Genomic DNA, 15,544 nt, shown 5'->3' with positions numbered 1-15,544 from the left:
CTCAGTGCCATGGGACTCATGACTGCACCTCCGGGGCTCCGGCGGCGACGGCCGGGCCGATCTTCACCAGGTCGCCGGGGACGGCCCCGGTGTCCGAAGCGACGCCGCCGCCCTCGGAGTTGAGCGGCAGCCACACGACGCGGTCGGGCATCTCGGTGACCTGGAGCGGGAACGCGACGCTGCCCAGTGCCCCGGTGACCGTCAGTACGTCGCCGTCCTTCACGCCCGCCTCCGTGGCGGTCGTGGCGGACACGCGCGCGTGGGCGGCGTGCCGGGTCCCGGCGAGCGCGTCGTCGCCCTCCTGGAGGCGGCCCAGGTCGAGCAGCAGCCGGTGTCCGGCGAGGACGGCCTCTCCGGAGGAGGGGCGCGGCAGCTGGCCCGACGTCTCAAGGGGCTCCGTGGCGTGCGGCCCGTCCCAGTTGCCCAGGCGGTCCAACTCGCCGCGCAGCGAACGAAGATCGGGGATCCCCAAGTGGACGTCCATGGCGTCCGCCACCATCTGCAGCGCGCGTGCGTCCGTGGGCGCGACGCGACGCGTCATCTGGTCGGGCTTCAGCGCGGCCTCGAACATCCGGGCACGCCCCTCCCAGTTGAGGAACGTCCCCGCCTTCTCGGCGACCGCGGCCACCGGAAGGACGACGTCGGCGTGGTCGGTGACCTCGCTGGGCCGCTGCTCCAGGGAGATCAGGAAACCCACCGCGTGAAGGGCTTCACGCGCGCGTGCCGGGGACGGCAGGTCGGCGACCTCGACCCCGGCCACCACAAGGGCCCCCAGTTCACCGGTGGCCGCGGCCTCCACGATCTGCCCGGTGTCCCGCCCGAAACGGTGCGGCAGTTCCGCCACACCCCAGGCGGCGGCGACCTGGTCCCGCGCGCGCGGGTCGGTCGCGGGCCTGCCGCCCGGCAGCAGCGAGGGCAGCGCGCCCGCCTCGACGGCCCCGCGCTCACCGGCCCGGCGCGGGATCCACACCAGCTCGGCCCCCGTCGCGGACGCGGCCCGTACGGCGGCGGTGAGACCGCCCGACACGGCCGCGACCCGCTCGCCGACGACGATCACGGCGCCTTCGCCGCGCAGCGCCTGCGCGGCGTCCGCTCCGGCGCCTTCGAGGCCGACACCGGAGGCGAGCACGCCTTCAGACAACGCAGTCAGCCACTCGGGCTCGGTGCCGGGAGCAGCAGGCAGCAGCGTGCCACCTGCCTTCTCCAGGCCGCGCGTCGCATACGTAGAAAGTGAGTAGACCTTCTGTCCGTGTCCCCGCCACGCCTTGCGGAGCTTGAGGAAGACGCCGGGCGCCTCCTCCTCCGACTCGAACCCGACGAGGAGGACCGCGGGCGCCTTCTCGAGCGCCTTGTACGTGACCCCACTGCCGTCCAGGTCGCGACCACGACCGGCGACGCGTGCCGCCAGGAAGTCGGCTTCCTCGCTGCTGTGCACGCGCGCGCGGAAATCGATGTCGTTCGTGTCGAGGGCGACGCGCGCGAACTTGCTGTACGCGTAGGCGTCCTCGACGGTGAGACGGCCACCGGTGAGGACACCGGTGCGGCCGCGGGCGGCGGCGAGCCCGCGCGCGGCGGCCTCCAGCGCCTCCGGCCAGGAAGCGGGCCGCAGTTCACCGCTCTCCGCGTCCCGTACGAGGGGGTTGGTGAGCCGGTCGGGCTTCTGCGCGTACCGGAAGCCGAAGCGGCCCTTGTCGCAGATCCACTCCTCGTTGACCTCGGAGTCGTTGGCCGCGAGGCGGCGCATCACCTTGCCGCGCCGGTGGTCGGTGCGGGTCGCGCAGCCGCCGGAGCAGTGCTCGCACACGCTCGGCGACGACACGAGGTCGAAGGGGCGGGAGCGGAACCGGTACGCCGCCGAGGTCAGCGCGCCGACCGGGCAGATCTGGATCGTGTTCCCGGAGAAGTACGACTCGAAGGGGTCACCCTCACCCGTGCCGACCTGCTGGAGCGCGCCGCGCTCCAGCAGCTCGATCATCGGGTCGCCCGCGATCTGGTTGGAGAACCGGGTGCAGCGTGCGCACAGCACGCACCGCTCGCGGTCGAGCAGCACCTGCTTCGAGATCGGGACCGGCTTCTCGAAGGTGCGCTTCTTGCCCTCGAAGCGCGAGTCGGCCTGGCCGTGCGACATGGCCTGGTTCTGGAGCGGGCACTCGCCGCCCTTGTCGCAGACCGGGCAGTCGAGGGGGTGGTTGATGAGCAGCAGCTCCATGACCCCCTTCTGCGCCTTCTCGGCGACCGGGGAGGAGAGCTGGCTCTTGACCACCATGCCGTCGGTGCAGGTGATGGTGCAGGACGCCATCGGCTTGCGCTGGCCCTCCACCTCCACGATGCACTGCCGACAGGCGCCGGCCGGGTCGAGCAGCGGATGGTCGCAGAACCGGGGGATCTCGATGCCCAGCATCTCGGCGGCCCGGATCACCAGCGTGCCCTTGGGGACGCTGATCTCGATGCCGTCGATGGTGAGGGAGACGAGGTCCTCCGGCGGAACAGCCGCTTCGCCGCCCCCGGAGGGAGCGTTGGTCGTGACGGTCACGCGTTCACCTCCGTGCGGTGCTTGTCGCCCCGGCCGGCCCACAGCGTGGACCTGGCCGGGTCGAAGGGGCAGGCCTTGCCCGTGATGTGCTGCTCGTACTCGTCGCGGAAGTACTTGAGCGAGGAGAAGATCGGCGAGGCCGCGCCGTCGCCGAGGGCGCAGAACGACTTGCCGTTGATGTTGTCGGCGATGTCGTTCAGCTTGTCGAGGTCGGACATCGTGCCCTTGCCGGCCTCGATGTCCCGCAGCAACTGCACGAGCCAGTACGTTCCTTCACGGCACGGCGTGCACTTGCCGCAGGACTCGTGGGCGTAGAACTCGGTCCACCTTGTGACCGCGCGCACAACGCAGGTCGTCTCGTCGAAGCATTGCAGCGCCTTGGTGCCGAGCATCGATCCGGCGGCGCCGACGCCCTCGTAATCGAGGGGTACGTCGAGGTGTTCCTCGGTGAACATCGGCGTCGAGCTGCCGCCGGGGGTCCAGAACTTGAGGCGGTGGCCCGCCCGCATGCCGCCGCTCATGTCGAGCAGCTGGCGCAGCGTGATGCCGAGCGGGGCCTCGTACTGGCCGGGGCTCGTGACGTGGCCGCTGAGCGAGTAGAGCGTGAAGCCCGGGGACTTCTCGCTCCCCATCGATTTGAACCAGTCCTTGCCCCGATTGATGATTGCGGGAACCGACGCGATGGACTCGACGTTGTTCACCACAGTGGGGCAGGCGTAGAGGCCCGCGACGGCAGGGAAGGGGGGACGGAGTCGCGGCTGACCACGGCGGCCTTCGAGCGAGTCCAGGAGTGCGGTCTCCTCACCACAGATGTACGCGCCCGCGCCGGCGTGCACGGTGAGTTCAAGGTTGAGACCGCTGCCCAGGACGTTCTGCCCGAGATACCCCGCGGCGTAGGCCTCGCGCACGGCCTCGTGCAAGCGCCGCAGTACGGGGACCACTTCACCGCGCAAGTAGATGAACGCGTGCTCGGAACGGATCGCGTAACAGGCGATCACGATGCCCTCGATGAGGCTGTGCGGGTTCGCGAAGAGGAGCGGGATGTCCTTGCAGGTCCCCGGCTCCGATTCGTCGGCGTTGACAACTAGATAGTGCGGTTTGCCGTCTCCCTGCGGGATGAACTGCCACTTCATCCCGGTCGGGAACCCGGCGCCACCACGCCCGCGGAGCCCCGCGTCCTTCACATACGCGATCAGGTCGTCCGGTGCCATGGCGAGGGCCTTTCGCAGCCCCTCGTATCCCTCGTGCCGGCGGTACACATCCAAAGACCAGGACTTGTCCTGGTCCCAGAAGGCCGACAGGACCGGAGAGAGCAGCTTCTCCGGGCTGGTGTCGTTGTTGTCGATCTCGGCTGCCAAGGTCATCACTCCCCCTCCTCGGCGGTCGGTCCCGCTGGGTGCTGCGGGTCGGAGGCCGACGTGTCCTGCGGCGCGTCGTGCGAGCTCAAGTGCTCGGTGGGCGACGGGTCGTGGGGCGCCTCGCCCTCGATGCCCTCGCCGCGCGGGTGGACCACGCGCGCGGGCTCCGTCTCGCCCTTGGCCAGGCGGAGCCCGATCAGCGAGGCGGGCCCGGCGCTGCCGCCGGCCTCGACGGCGCCGGCGCGCTCGTCGGGGAACCCGGCCAGGATCCGCGCGGTCTCCTTGAAGGTGCACAAGGGAGCGCCGCGCGTGGGTGACACCTCGGACCCCGCGCGCAGATCGTCGACGAGCTGCCTGGCGGTCTCGGGCGTCTGGTTGTCGAAGAACTCCCAGTTGACCATCACCACGGGAGCGAAATCACAAGCGGCGTTGCACTCGATGTGCTCCAGCGTGATCTTGCCGTCGTCCGTGGTGCCGTTGTTGCCGACGCCGAGGTGGTCCTGGAGCGACTCGAAGATGGCGTCGCCGCCCATGACGGCGCACAACGTGTTGGTGCAGACGCCCACTTGGTAGTCGCCGCTCGGCTTCCTGCGGTACATCGTGTAGAAGGTCGCGACGGCCGTGACCTCGGCGGTGGTCAGGCCGAGCATGTCCGCGCAGAACTGCATTCCGGTGCGCGTGACATGACCCTCCTCCGACTGCACGAGGTGCAGCAGCGGAAGCAGCGCCGAGCGGGAGCCGGGGTAGCGGGAGATGATCTCCTTCGCGTCGGCCTCCAGACGGGTTCGGACGTCGTCCGGGTACGCGGGCGCGGGCAGTTGTGGCATGCCCAGACTTACGCCCTGCTCCGAAGAACTGGTGGTCACCGGTCGACGCCTCCCATCACGGGGTCGATGGACGCGACGGCGACGATGACGTCGGCGACCTGGCCGCCCTCGCACATCGCTGCCATGGCCTGAAGGTTGGTGAAGGACGGGTCGCGGTAGTGGACCCTGAACGGGCGGGTGCCGCCGTCGGACACGGCGTGCACACCGAGCTCGCCCTTGGGCGACTCCACGGCCGCGTACGTCTGTCCCGGCGGGACACGGAATCCCTCGGTCACCAGCTTGAAGTGGTGGATGAGGGCCTCCATGGAGGTGCCCATGATGTTCTTGATGTGGTCGAGCGAGTTGCCGAGACCGTCCGGGCCGAGGGCCAGTTGGGCGGGCCAGGCGATCTTCTTGTCCCCGACCATGACCGGACCCGGCTCCAGGCGGTCCAGGCACTGCTCGACGATGCGCAGCGACTGGCGCATCTCCTCCAGGCGGATCAGGAAGCGCCCGTAGGAGTCGCAGGTGTCGGCGGTCGGGATGTCGAAGTCGTAGTTCTCGTAGCCGCAGTACGGCTGCGCCTTGCGCAGGTCGTGCGGCAGGCCGGCGGAGCGCAGGATCGGTCCCGTGGCGCCGAGGGCCATGCAGCCCGCGAGGTCGAGGTAGCCGACGTCCTGCATACGGGCCTTGAAGATGGGGTTCCCGGTGGCGAGCTTGTCGTACTCGGGAAGGTTCTTCTTCATCTTCTTCACGAACTCGCGAAGCTGGTCCACCGCGCCGGGCGGCAGGTCCTGGGCGAGTCCGCCGGGCCGGATGTACGCGTGGTTCATGCGCAGGCCGGTGATCAACTCGAAGACGTCGAGAACGAGTTCACGATCACGGAATCCGTAGATCATGATCGTGGTCGCGCCGAGCTCCATGCCACCGGTGGCGATGGCCACCAGGTGCGAGGACAACCGGTTCAGCTCCATGAGGAGCACGCGGATGATGCTGGCGCGGTCCGGGATCTCGTCCTCGATGCCGAGGAGCTTCTCGACGGCGAGGCAGTACGCCGTCTCGTTGTAGAACGGCGTCAGGTAGTCCATGCGCGTCACGAACGTGGTGCCCTGCGTCCACGTGCGGTACTCGAGGTTCTTCTCGATGCCGGTGTGGAGGTAGCCGATGCCGCAGCGGGCCTCGGTGACCGTCTCGCCGTCGATCTCCAGGATCAGGCGCAACACCCCGTGCGTGGACGGGTGTTGGGGGCCCATGTTGACGATGATGCGCTCGTCGTCGGACTTGACCGCGGCCTCGGCGATCTCGTCCCAGTCGCCACCGGTGACCGTGTAGACGGTGCCTTCCGTGGTCGCGCGCGGGGTTGCGTGGGGTGTGGTCACGAGTACGACCTCCGCTGGTCCGGAGCCGGGATCTGGGCGCCCTTGTACTCGACGGGGATGCCGCCGAGGGGATAGTCCTTGCGCTGCGGGAAGCCCTGCCAGTCGTCCGGCATCATGATCCGCGTCAGCGCGGGGTGGCCGTCGAAGACGAGCCCGAAGAAGTCGTACGCCTCGCGCTCGTGCCAGTCGTTCGTCGGATACACCGGGACCAGGGACGGGACGTGCGGGTCCGCGTCGGGCACGGAGACCTCGAGGCGGATCAGCCGGTTGTGGGTGATCGAGCGCAGGTGGTAGACGGCGTGCAGCTCGCGGCCCTTGTCCCCGGGGTAGTGCACCGCCGAGACACCCGTGCACAGTTCGAAGCGCAGGGCCGGGTCGTCGCGCAGGGTGCGGGCGACGCGGACCAGGTGCTCGCGCTCGATGTGGAAGGTGAGCTCGTCGCGGTCGACGACCGTCTTGTCGATGGCGTTCTCGGGGACGAGGTCCTGTTCCTCCAGGGCGCCCTCCAGCTCGTCCGCCACCTCGTCGAACCAGCCGCCGTAGGGGCGGGAGGATTCGCCGGGCAGCCGGACCGAGCGGACGAGGCCGCCGTAGCCGGAGGTGTCGCCGCCGTTGTTGGCGCCGAACATGCCGCGCTGGACGCGGATCTCCTCGCCCTGATCCCCGCGCTGCCCCGGAAGGTTGGCAGCGCTGAGGTCCTTTTCGGGGTTGACCCCGTTCGATCCCTTGTCGCTGTGCGCGTCGCTCACCGCAGCAGCCCCTTCATCTCGATCGTCGGGAGCGCCTTGAGCGCCGCTTCCTCCGCCTCGCGGGCCGCCTCCTCGGCATTCACGCCGAGCTTGGAGGACTGGATCTTCTGATGGAGCTTGAGAATCGCGTCCATCAGCATCTCGGGCCGGGGCGGGCAGCCGGGCAGATAGATGTCGACCGGGACGACATGGTCGACGCCCTGCACGATCGCGTAGTTGTTGAACATTCCGCCCGACGAGGCGCAGACGCCCATGGAGATGACCCACTTGGGGTTCGGCATCTGGTCATAGACCTGGCGAAGGACGGGCGCCATCTTCTGGCTCACCCGCCCGGCCACGATCATCAGGTCCGCCTGGCGGGGCGATCCGCGGAAGACCTCCATGCCGAACCGCGCCAGGTCGTAGCGGCCCGCGCCCGTCGTCATCATTTCGATGGCGCAGCAGGCGAGGCCGAACGTGGCGGGAAAGACGGACGACTTGCGCACCCAGCCCGCGGCCTGCTCGACGGTGGTCAGCAGGAATCCGCTCGGCAGCTTTTCTTCGAGTCCCATTGGTCTGTGGCTCCTGGTCTCCCCTATACGGGGCTCAGTCCCATTCCAGGCCGCCGCGCCGCCATACGTACGCGTACGCGACGAAGACGGTGAGCACGAAGAGCAGCATCTCTACGAGCCCGAACACCCCCAGGGCGTCGAAGGTGACGGCCCAGGGGTAGAGAAAGACGATCTCGATGTCGAAGACGATGAAGAGCATCGCCGTCAGGTAGTACTTGATGGGGAAGCGCCCGCCACCGGCCGGCGTGGGGGTGGGCTCGATCCCGCACTCATAGGCCTCGAGCTTGGCCCGGTTGTACCGCTTCGGGCCGGTCAGGGAGGCCATGATCACGGAGAAGATCGCAAAGCCTGCCCCGAGGGCTCCCAGTACGAGGATGGGCGCATAGGCGTTCACCGCTCCTCGCTCCTCTCAGTCGGCACTGACTGCTGGCGGTTGCATGAGCTCGCGCCCCGCCCCCCACGTCCTGCGAACAGTCGAAGATCGCCTACATGTGAAGCGGGTCACAAGCCCAACTTGCCCCGCATCCTATGCCTGCAACTCTGTGATCTGCGACACGGGGTGCGCCAACTACTTTGTGATCTCCACCACCTGACGAAGGATCATGAAGTCGGATGAGCGGTGATCTTCACACGCGAAGCACCTGAGTGATCACCAGTGGTGACAACTTGGTGCGTTACCCCAGGTCGCAGAGGTGCGCCCACTATCAAGGCGCGGAGACCGCAAGCAAATTGGTGCTGGACGCGGTTGGCTGATATTGGACGTCGTTCACACGTTGGCGTGATGAGTGTGAACGGGAGTGGACGCGAGATGTGTTCATCGCGTGTGCATCGCATCCCCTAGGGGTCCACTTGTGACCTGCGTCACGTGGTAGTCACACCGTCAGAAACCGGGCTTGGCCAACTGCCTCAACGGGTGGTAAGCGTCGGGCAATTCGGGCGTATTGCAGAAAACCCGTGTTCAGGGGCTCGTGGAGGGCTGTCCGCTTTGCCCGTTACGGCGTCAATAAAGCCTGTCGGGCCGGGGTTTCGTGCCCGTGCTTCACAACTGTGGCGCACCACACGTTTCTTGAAGGGATCGGGGAGGCCCTGATACCGGTTGGTCTCATGTCCCACACCGCTCACATACCCAGCCACCGGAAGCCCCGTCGCAGCGCCTCGAAGATGGCCCTGCGCGCCGGAGTTACCGGTGGCGTCCTCAGCACCCTGGCAGTCGCTGGTGCGGCTGGTTCGGCCAACGCCGCCGAGCCGGTGACGCAGACCATGGAGATGCCCACGCTCACCACCGACCTGTCCTCGCAGGTCGCCCAGTCCGCGGACGCCACCCAGCAGGCCGCGGCGAACTACCAGGTCCAGGCCGAGCGCCAGGCGGCCTTCGACAAGGCCGCGGACCAGGCGAAGAAGGACCAGGTCGCCGCCGAGAAGAAGGCCGAGGCCAAGAAGAAGGCCGAAGCCAAGGCCAAGGCCGAGGCCGCCGCCAAGCGCGAGGCCGCCGAGAAGGCCGCCGCCTCCCGCTCCAGCGAGCGCACCACGCTCCAGGCGACCACCGCGTCCTCCTCCGACGAGGCCCCCGCCCCGGCCAGCGGCTCCGCCGCCGCCGTGGTCTCGTTCGTCAAGTCGCACATCGGCGACGCCTACGTGTCCGGCGGCACGGGCCCCAGCTCCTGGGACTGCTCGGGCCTGGTGCAGGCCGCGTACAAGCAGGCCGGTGTCGACCTGCCGCGCGTCTCGCAGGACCAGTCGACGCAGGGCACCCAGGTCGGCCTGGACAACCTCCAGGCGGGCGACATCCTGTACTGGGGCGGCTCCGGCAGCGCCTACCACGTCGCGATCTACGTGGGCGGTGGCAACTTCGTCGGCGCGCAGAACTCCTCGACCGGTGTCGTCGAGAAGCCGCTCTCCTACGACCAGCCGACCGGCGCGGTGCGCGTTCTCTGAGCCTCTCCGAGGTTCCGTGAACTTCCGGGCCCTCCGGGGCCCCTGCGGTACTCAAAGGCCGCACACAGCCGCCTGAGGCCCCTTGAGGGCTTCACAGCGCGCAAGGCCGAAGGCCGCCGCTCCCCCTGCGGGGTGCGGCGGCCTTCGGTGTTTGTCCGGAAAAACCGGGACAGCGCTGCGCCGGAACTGCGGCTCAGGCCTGCGGCGCGAGTTCGCCCATCTCGCCCCAACCCTCGTTCGGGATATCCGCGTTGATGATCTCCGGGGTGGCGGCGATGAGCGGCGCCATGGCGTCCAGGCCCGCCTTGAAGTGGTCGGAACCGACGTGCGCGGCGCCGGCGTCGCCGTCCCGGAAGCCCTCCAGGAGCACGAACTGGTTCGGGTCCTCGACGCTGCGGGACCAGTCGAAGAAGAGGTTGCCCTCCTCGGCGCGGGTGGCCGCGGTGAACGCGGCGGTCTTCTCCAGCCACGAGTCGGCGTGCTCGGGGCGGACGGTGAACTTCACGGCGATGAAAATCATGGGTCCACCCTGCCCCGAGCCGCCCGGCCCGGCAAAGTCGAGCCGGGCACCGGGCCCAGGTCAGGCCCAGGTCAGGCCTTCGGGGCGACCTTGCTCAGTCCGTTGATGACCCGGTCCATCGCGTCGCCGCCGGTCGGGTCCGTCAGGTTCGCGAGCATCTTCAGCGTGAACTTCATCAGCATCGGGTGGGTCAGACCGCGCTGCGTCGCGATCTTCATGATCTTCGGGTTGCCGATCATCTTCACGAAGGCGCGGCCCATCGTGTAGTAGCCGCCGTAGGTGTCCTTGAGGACCTTCGGGTAGCGCTGCAGGGCCAGTTCACGCTGGGCGTCGGTGGCGCGCGCGTGCGCCTGCACGATGACGTCGGCCGCGATCTGGCCGGACTCCATGGCGTACGCGATGCCCTCGCCGTTGAACGGGTTGACCAGGCCGCCCGCGTCGCCGACCAGGAGCAGGCCCTTGGTGTAGTGCGGCTGGCGGTTGAAGGCCATGGGGAGGGCGGCGCCGCGGATCGGCATCGTCATGTTGTCCGGGGTGTACCCCCAGTCCTCGGGCATCGACGCGCACCAGGCCTTGAGGACCTCGCGCCAGTCCAATTCGCGGAAAGCCTTCGAGGAGTTGAGGATGCCGAGGCCGACATTGGACGTGCCGTCGCCCATGCCGAAGATCCAGCCGTAGCCGGGAAGCAGCCGGTCCTCGGCGCCGCGCCGGTCCCACAGCTCCAGCCAGGACTCCAGGTAGTCGTCGTCGTGGCGCGGGGACGTGAAGTACGTACGGACGGCGACGCCCATGGGGCGGTCCTCGCGGCGGTGCAGGCCCATGGCGAGGGAGAGGCGGGTCGAGTTGCCGTCGGCGGCGACGACGAGCGGGGCGTGGAAGGTGACCTCGCGCTTCCCTTCGCCCAGCTTCGCGTGCACGCCGGTGATGCGGCCGGTGCGCTCGTCGGTGATCGGTGCGCCGACGTTGCACCGCTCGTACAGGCGGGCGCCCGCCTTCTGGGCCTGCCGCGCGAGCTGCTCGTCGAAGTCGTCGCGCTTGCGAACGAGACCGTAGTCAGGGAACGAGGCGAGGTCGGGCCAGTCGAGCTGGAGGCGGACGCCGCCGCCGATGATGCGCAGGCCCTTGTTGCGCAGCCAGCCGGCCTCCTCGGAGATGTCGATCCCCATGGAGACGAGCTGCTTCGTGGCGCGCGGGGTGAGGCCGTCGCCGCACACCTTTTCGCGCGGGAACGCCGTCTTCTCCAGCAACAGGACGTCGAGGCCGGCCTTGGCGAGGTAGTAGGCGGTCGTCGAACCAGCGGGTCCGGCCCCGACGACGATCACGTCCGCGCTGTGCTCGGAGAGGGGCTTGGGCTGCTCGGTCACGGCGGGTTCTCCCCAGGCTCGAAAACAGTGTGCCGTCCGGCACGGACATGGGCAGTCTATTCAGCGACCGTGACCACTCAGCCGAAGGGCCAGCCCATGAGTCGAGTTCTGCCCGCCGTGGATCTGCGCGTCCCCACCCATGAGGACGCGCTCGCCTGGCACAGGGTGTTCGACCACCCCGATGTCATGGAGTTCCACGGAGGCGCGTCGGCGGAGCTCTCCGTGTACGAGGAGCTGACCGCGCGGCAGCGCAGGCACGAGGCGGAGCACGGTTTCTGCCTGTGGACGATGACCGACGGCGCGGGGGACGTCATCGGGTTCACGGGCGCGCAGCCCTGGCCGGGCACCTGGGGGCCGGTAGGCGAGATCGAGATCGGCTGGCGGCTCGGGCGGGCGTACTGGGGGCAGGGGTACGCGACGGCGGCGGCGGGCCTGACGCTGGATCAGGTACGGGCGGCGGGCCTGCGCAGCGTCGTCGCGATGGTCGACGCCCGCAACGAGCGCTCGATCGCGGTGACCCGGCGGCTCGGCATGGAGCTGGCCGAGACGTTCGTGACGCCGACCGGGAAGAAGGGCCACTGCTTCCGCCTGGAGCTCTGAGTCCGCCCGGAGCCGGTACCGGACCTTCCGGACACCACATCCCACGGGCTATCCTCCCGGTACCTCCTGGGGGTGACATCTGTGGTGAAGACACCCAAGACGCCCAAGATGCCGGATGCCGGGCCGCCGGACGTGCCCGTGCCGAAGCTCGTCGGCCTGATGGCGGTCGACGCGCGGCAGGCGGCGCGTGAGCACGGCGTGCTGATCGCGGCGGCGGACCGGGACGACTTCGACCGGGTGGCGGTGGAGTACGTGGTCCGCCAGTACCCGCTGCCCGGCGTCGAGGTGCCGCGGGACGCCGTCGTCACGGTCTGGTTCGACTTCGGTGAGGGCGAGGGCGGTGGCGGCGCGGGCGTGCGGGTGCCGCGGGCGCCGGGGCCGCGGGGTGGCGGGATGCGCAGGGAGATCGGCGAGCCGGATGAGCCGCCGGCGCGTACGGGGTCGTTCAGTCCGTGTCCGTGAGGCGCGAGGGGTCGGGCTGAGCCTCAGCCCTGTGATCCTCCCGTGTCACGCCTTCTTGTAGCCGCGGTGCAGCGTGACGATGCCGCCGGTGAGGTCCCGCCAGGCCACCTGCTGCCAGCCGACGTTCTGCATCAGCGTGGCCAGTTCGGGCTGCGTGGGCCAGGCGCGGATGGACTCGGCGAGATAGACGTACGCGTCCGGGTTCGAGGACACCGCGCGCGCGACCGGCGGCAGGGCGCGCATCAGGTACTCGGTGTACACGGTGCGGAAGGGGGCCCACGTCGGGTGGCTGAACTCGCAGATGACGACGCGGCCGCCCGGCTTGGTGACGCGGTGCATCTCGCTCAGCGCGGCCTCGGTCTCCTGGATGTTGCGCAGCCCGAAGGAGATCGTCACGGCGTCGAACGTGTCGTCCTTGAACGGCAGTTTCGTGCCGTCGCCCGCCGTGAACGGCATCCACGGGTGGCGCTGCTTGCCCACGCGCAGCATGCCGAGGGAGAAGTCGCAGGGCACGACGTAGGCGCCGGCCTGCGCGAAGGGCTGCGAGGAGGTGGCGGTGCCGGCGGCGAGGTCGAGGACCTTCTGTGCGGGGCGGGCGTCGACGGCCCTGGCGACCTCCTTGCGCCACAGCCGGGTCTGTCCCAGGGACAGCACGTCGTTGGTGAGGTCGTACTTCTCCGCCACGTCGTCGAACATCGAGGCGACTTCGTGGGGCTGCTTGTCCAGGGATGCACGGGTCACCCGGCCATTGTGGCAGGCGGCCCCCGGTCACCGACGGACGGTACCGGGGCCCGTGGACCGCGCCGGGGTCGACGCCCACCGTCCTGATTGCACGGCACCGGGGCGCCGCCTTGCCCACCCTGCCGCCCAAGGCGGCAGATTGCCCAAGTCGGTGGCGGCCGACCGCAGCGGGTGGGGAGCTGTGGTGGGCGCTGCCCAAGGCGGGGATCGCGACGACCGCGAGGGGTGGGGAGCCGTGCTTGCGGCGGATCGCCCAAGGTGGTGGCGGTCGACCGCGACGGGTGGGGGAGTCGGGGTCGGCGGAGGTTGCCCAAGTCGGTGGCGGTACCCCGTCGGGGCGACGCCCCCGGAGGGAGCGGTGGGTGGGAGATGGGCGGGAGCCCAGAGCGATTGCCTGCGGGTGGGCAGATCAAGCCCCGCTCTGGGACGGGAGCCCGCGGGGTCCGGGGCGGAGCCCCGATCTTTGAGCCCCGTCGCGGCTCGAGGCGCAGGGGCCAGGGCGGAGCCCGATCCTTCAAGCCCCGCGGCGGGTGGGCAAATCTAGCCCCGCCGGCGCTTGAGGCGCGGGGTCCGGGCGGAGCCCCGAGGCGTAGGCACCCGCCGAGGTCCGGGCGGAGCCCCGTGGCGTAGGACCGGCGGGGTCCGGTTACCGGGCGCGGTACACCAGGCGGCCCGCCACCACCGTCGCCACGCACGTGGACGCCCCCTTGGCGACAAGCTCCGCGCGGTCCGCGACGTCGAACACCGCGAAGCGCGCCGCCCCGCCCACCGTCAGCGCCGGCAACAGCACCATCGGCTTCGGGGACAGGGACACCGGCCCCGGCAGCCGCGCGGGACGGCCGCCGAACGCGAGCCCGGAGCGTCGGGCCACCTCGAGGACCGCCTTGGAGCGCAGCTCGCCCGCGAGGGCCACCGTCCCGTGCGCGAACAGCCGCTGCACGCCCCGCCGGGCACTCGCGCCCAGCCGGGACGGGTCCGCGCGGAAGATCTCCCGCGCCCGTTCGCCACCGATCGGCACCGTCCCGTACGTATCCGCCTCACGCGGATCCGGGTGGTACGTGTGCTCCAGGATCTCGGGACCGTACGGGTTGAGGAGACCCGGCGTCAGGATGCCCGGCCAGCGCCGCACCCGCGCCTGCAATGGGGTCTCCCCTGCTCGAGCGGAGCCGAGAGCTTGGGGAAGCGCGTCGGCCAGCTCCTCGTACGGTCCGAGCGCCTTGACGGTCTCGCCCTCGACGAGGACCGAGAACCCGTCGCCGTCGACGTGAAGTGTCGCCAAGGCGGGCTCAGTTGGTGGAGACGAGCTTCAGCTCGGGGTGAGCCGTCCCGCCGTCGATCGCCGTCGACGAGATGTGCGAGGTGACGCGGTCGTCGACCGGGTCGTTCGCCGGGTCGTCGTGCACGACGAGGTGCTCGTAGGTCGTGGCGCGCTGCGCGGGGACGCGGCCGGCCTTGCGGATCAGGTCGATGATCTCCATGCGGTTGGAGCGGTGCTTGGCACCGGCGGAGGAGACGACGTTCTCCTCCAGCATGATCGAGCCGAGGTCGTCGGCGCCGTAGTGCAGCGACAGCTGGCCGACCTCCTTGCCGGTGGTCAGCCACGAACCCTGGATGTGCTGGACGTTGTCCAGGAAGATCCGGGCGATCGCGATCATCCGCAGGTACTCGAAGAGCGTCGCCTGCGTGCGGCCCTTCAGGTGGTTGTTCTCCGGCTGGTACGTGTACGGGATGAACGCGCGGAAGCCGCCCGTCTTGTCCTGTGTGTCGCGGATCATGCGCAGGTGCTCGATGCGCTCGGCATTCGTCTCGCCGGTGCCCATGAGCATGGTGGAGGTGGACTCGACACCGAGGCGGTGCGCGGTCTCCATGATCTCCAGCCAGCGCTCGCCGGACTCCTTGAGAGGAGCGATCGCCTTGCGGGGACGCTCCGGGAGGAGTTCCGCGCCGGCGCCCGCGAAGGAGTCGAGCCCCGCGGTGTGGATCCGCTGGATCGCCTCCTCGACCGACACCTTGGAGATCCGCGCCATGTGCTCGACCTCGGAAGCGCCCAGGCTGTGGATGACGAGCTCCGGGTACTCCTTCTTGATGGCGCCGAAGTGCTCCTCGTAGTACTCGACCCCGTAGTCCGGGTGGTGCCCGCCCTGGAACATGATCTGCGTGCCACCGAGCTCGATGGTCTCGGCGCAGCGGCGCAGGATGTCCTCGAGGTCGCGGCTCCAGCCCTTCTTGGTGTCCTTGGGGGCCGCGTAGAAGGCGCAGAACTTGCACGCCGTGACGCACACGTTCGTGTAGTTGATGTTCCGCTCGATGATGTACGTCGCGATGTGCTCGATGCCCGCGTACTTACGGCGGCGGATCGCGTCGGCGGCGGCGCCGAGCGCGTGCAGCGGGGCGTCGCGGTAGAGGGCGACGGCCTCCTCGGGGGTGATCCGCCCACCGTCGGCGGCGCGGTCGAGGACGGACTGAAGCGCGGCCTTCTCGGTCACCGGGCGAGCCCCTTTCGGAGGATCCTGCCGAGTCCGAGCCGGAGTCTCGACGAGTCTGAG

General features: G+C 69.6%; 15 protein-coding genes. 3 read left to right on the top strand and 12 right to left on the bottom strand.

The genetic code is table 11. The features are described 5' to 3' along the window. Positions 1-16: 16 nt before the first annotated feature. The 7 genes from OHA73_RS25330 to OHA73_RS25300 are packed head-to-tail and all read right to left on the bottom strand — an operon-like array spanning position 17 to position 7,770. Positions 17-2,533, bottom strand: a complete 2,517-nt coding sequence (locus tag OHA73_RS25330; protein WP_327656203.1) for an NADH-quinone oxidoreductase subunit G — start codon at positions 2,531-2,533, stop codon at positions 17-19. Beyond that, positions 2,530-3,897: an NADH-quinone oxidoreductase subunit NuoF gene (gene nuoF, locus OHA73_RS25325; protein ID WP_266712917.1), complete on the bottom strand. Its 1,368-nt coding sequence runs from the start codon at positions 3,895-3,897 to the stop codon at positions 2,530-2,532. Before nuoF ends, OHA73_RS25330 begins: the two co-directional genes overlap by 4 nt. Then, complete coding sequence (gene nuoE, locus OHA73_RS25320) at positions 3,897-4,757, bottom strand: NADH-quinone oxidoreductase subunit NuoE (protein ID WP_266712915.1); 861 nt, start codon at positions 4,755-4,757, stop codon at positions 3,897-3,899. The genes nuoF and nuoE overlap by 1 nt, the downstream gene beginning before the upstream one ends. Further along, complete coding sequence (locus OHA73_RS25315) at positions 4,754-6,076, bottom strand: NADH-quinone oxidoreductase subunit D (protein WP_266712913.1); 1,323 nt, start codon at positions 6,074-6,076, stop codon at positions 4,754-4,756. Before OHA73_RS25315 ends, nuoE begins: the two co-directional genes overlap by 4 nt. Then, positions 6,073-6,825 (bottom strand): NADH-quinone oxidoreductase subunit C, encoded by a 753-nt coding sequence (locus tag OHA73_RS25310; RefSeq protein ID WP_266712911.1) that lies wholly within the window; start codon positions 6,823-6,825, stop codon positions 6,073-6,075. The genes OHA73_RS25315 and OHA73_RS25310 overlap by 4 nt, the downstream gene beginning before the upstream one ends. Next, the gene (locus tag OHA73_RS25305) at positions 6,822-7,376 is read right to left on the bottom strand and encodes a NuoB/complex I 20 kDa subunit family protein (RefSeq protein ID WP_006133126.1); all 555 of its coding nucleotides are present in this window, start codon (positions 7,374-7,376) and stop codon (positions 6,822-6,824) included. The genes OHA73_RS25310 and OHA73_RS25305 overlap by 4 nt, the downstream gene beginning before the upstream one ends. 34 nt (positions 7,377-7,410) lie before the next feature. Beyond that, on the bottom strand, positions 7,411-7,770 hold the full coding sequence (locus OHA73_RS25300; protein WP_266712909.1) for an NADH-quinone oxidoreductase subunit A: 360 nt from the start codon (positions 7,768-7,770) through the stop codon (positions 7,411-7,413). A gap of 710 nt (positions 7,771-8,480) precedes the next feature. Between OHA73_RS25300 and OHA73_RS25295 the strand changes: the two genes are divergently transcribed. Beyond that, entirely contained in the window at positions 8,481-9,311 is an 831-nt protein-coding gene (locus OHA73_RS25295) for a C40 family peptidase (protein ID WP_266712907.1), read from the top strand. A 193-nt stretch (positions 9,312-9,504) separates the two neighbouring features. On the opposite strand, the gene OHA73_RS25290 is transcribed toward OHA73_RS25295, so the two are convergent. Both OHA73_RS25290 and OHA73_RS25285 read right to left on the bottom strand, forming a co-directional pair. Beyond that, entirely contained in the window at positions 9,505-9,831 is a 327-nt protein-coding gene (locus OHA73_RS25290) for a putative quinol monooxygenase (protein WP_266712905.1), read from the bottom strand. Between the two features lie 71 nt (positions 9,832-9,902). After that, entirely contained in the window at positions 9,903-11,195 is a 1,293-nt protein-coding gene (locus OHA73_RS25285; RefSeq protein ID WP_327656202.1) for a geranylgeranyl reductase family protein, read from the bottom strand. A 96-nt stretch (positions 11,196-11,291) separates the two neighbouring features. On the opposite strand from OHA73_RS25285, the gene OHA73_RS25280 reads away from it, so the two are divergent. Together OHA73_RS25280 and OHA73_RS25275 are read left to right on the top strand one after the other, a co-directional pair. Next, complete coding sequence (locus OHA73_RS25280) at positions 11,292-11,795, top strand: GNAT family N-acetyltransferase (RefSeq protein WP_266712901.1); 504 nt, start codon at positions 11,292-11,294, stop codon at positions 11,793-11,795. Positions 11,796-11,903: 108 nt separating this feature from the next. Next, complete coding sequence (locus OHA73_RS25275) at positions 11,904-12,257, top strand: PASTA domain-containing protein (protein WP_266718779.1); 354 nt, start codon at positions 11,904-11,906, stop codon at positions 12,255-12,257. Between the two features lie 45 nt (positions 12,258-12,302). On the opposite strand, the gene OHA73_RS25270 is transcribed toward OHA73_RS25275, so the two are convergent. The 3 genes from OHA73_RS25270 to mqnC form a co-directional block, all read right to left on the bottom strand. Further along, positions 12,303-12,998 (bottom strand): demethylmenaquinone methyltransferase, encoded by a 696-nt coding sequence (locus OHA73_RS25270; RefSeq protein WP_266712899.1) that lies wholly within the window; start codon positions 12,996-12,998, stop codon positions 12,303-12,305. Between the two features lie 646 nt (positions 12,999-13,644). Further along, positions 13,645-14,277: a hypothetical protein gene (locus OHA73_RS25265; protein WP_266712897.1), complete on the bottom strand. Its 633-nt coding sequence runs from the start codon at positions 14,275-14,277 to the stop codon at positions 13,645-13,647. 7 nt (positions 14,278-14,284) lie between these two features. Beyond that, on the bottom strand, positions 14,285-15,484 hold the full coding sequence (gene mqnC, locus OHA73_RS25260) for a cyclic dehypoxanthinyl futalosine synthase (RefSeq protein WP_266712895.1): 1,200 nt from the start codon (positions 15,482-15,484) through the stop codon (positions 14,285-14,287). Between the last annotated feature and the right edge of the window lie 60 nt (positions 15,485-15,544).

The organism is Streptomyces sp. NBC_00483, assembly GCF_036013745.1.
Lineage (GTDB): Bacteria > Actinomycetota > Actinomycetes > Streptomycetales > Streptomycetaceae > Streptomyces.
Note: the sequence above shows the minus strand (reverse complement) of the source record. Positions and strands in the feature narration are given on the sequence as shown.

Bases quoted from the DNA above. Each gene is read 5' to 3' on its own strand.
- OHA73_RS25280 (WP_266712901.1), top strand. From the start codon at position 11,292: ATGAGTCGAGTTCTGCCCGCCGTGGATCTGCGCGTCCCCACCCATGAG.
- OHA73_RS25290 (WP_266712905.1), bottom strand. From the start codon at position 9,831: ATGATTTTCATCGCCGTGAAGTTCACCGTCCGCCCCGAGCACGCCGAC.
- nuoF (WP_266712917.1), bottom strand. From the start codon at position 3,897: ATGACCTTGGCAGCCGAGATCGACAACAACGACACCAGCCCGGAGAAG.
- OHA73_RS25275 (WP_266718779.1), top strand. From the start codon at position 11,904: ATGCCGGATGCCGGGCCGCCGGACGTGCCCGTGCCGAAGCTCGTCGGC.
- OHA73_RS25295 (WP_266712907.1), top strand. From the start codon at position 8,481: ATGTCCCACACCGCTCACATACCCAGCCACCGGAAGCCCCGTCGCAGC.
- OHA73_RS25305 (WP_006133126.1), bottom strand. From the start codon at position 7,376: ATGGGACTCGAAGAAAAGCTGCCGAGCGGATTCCTGCTGACCACCGTC.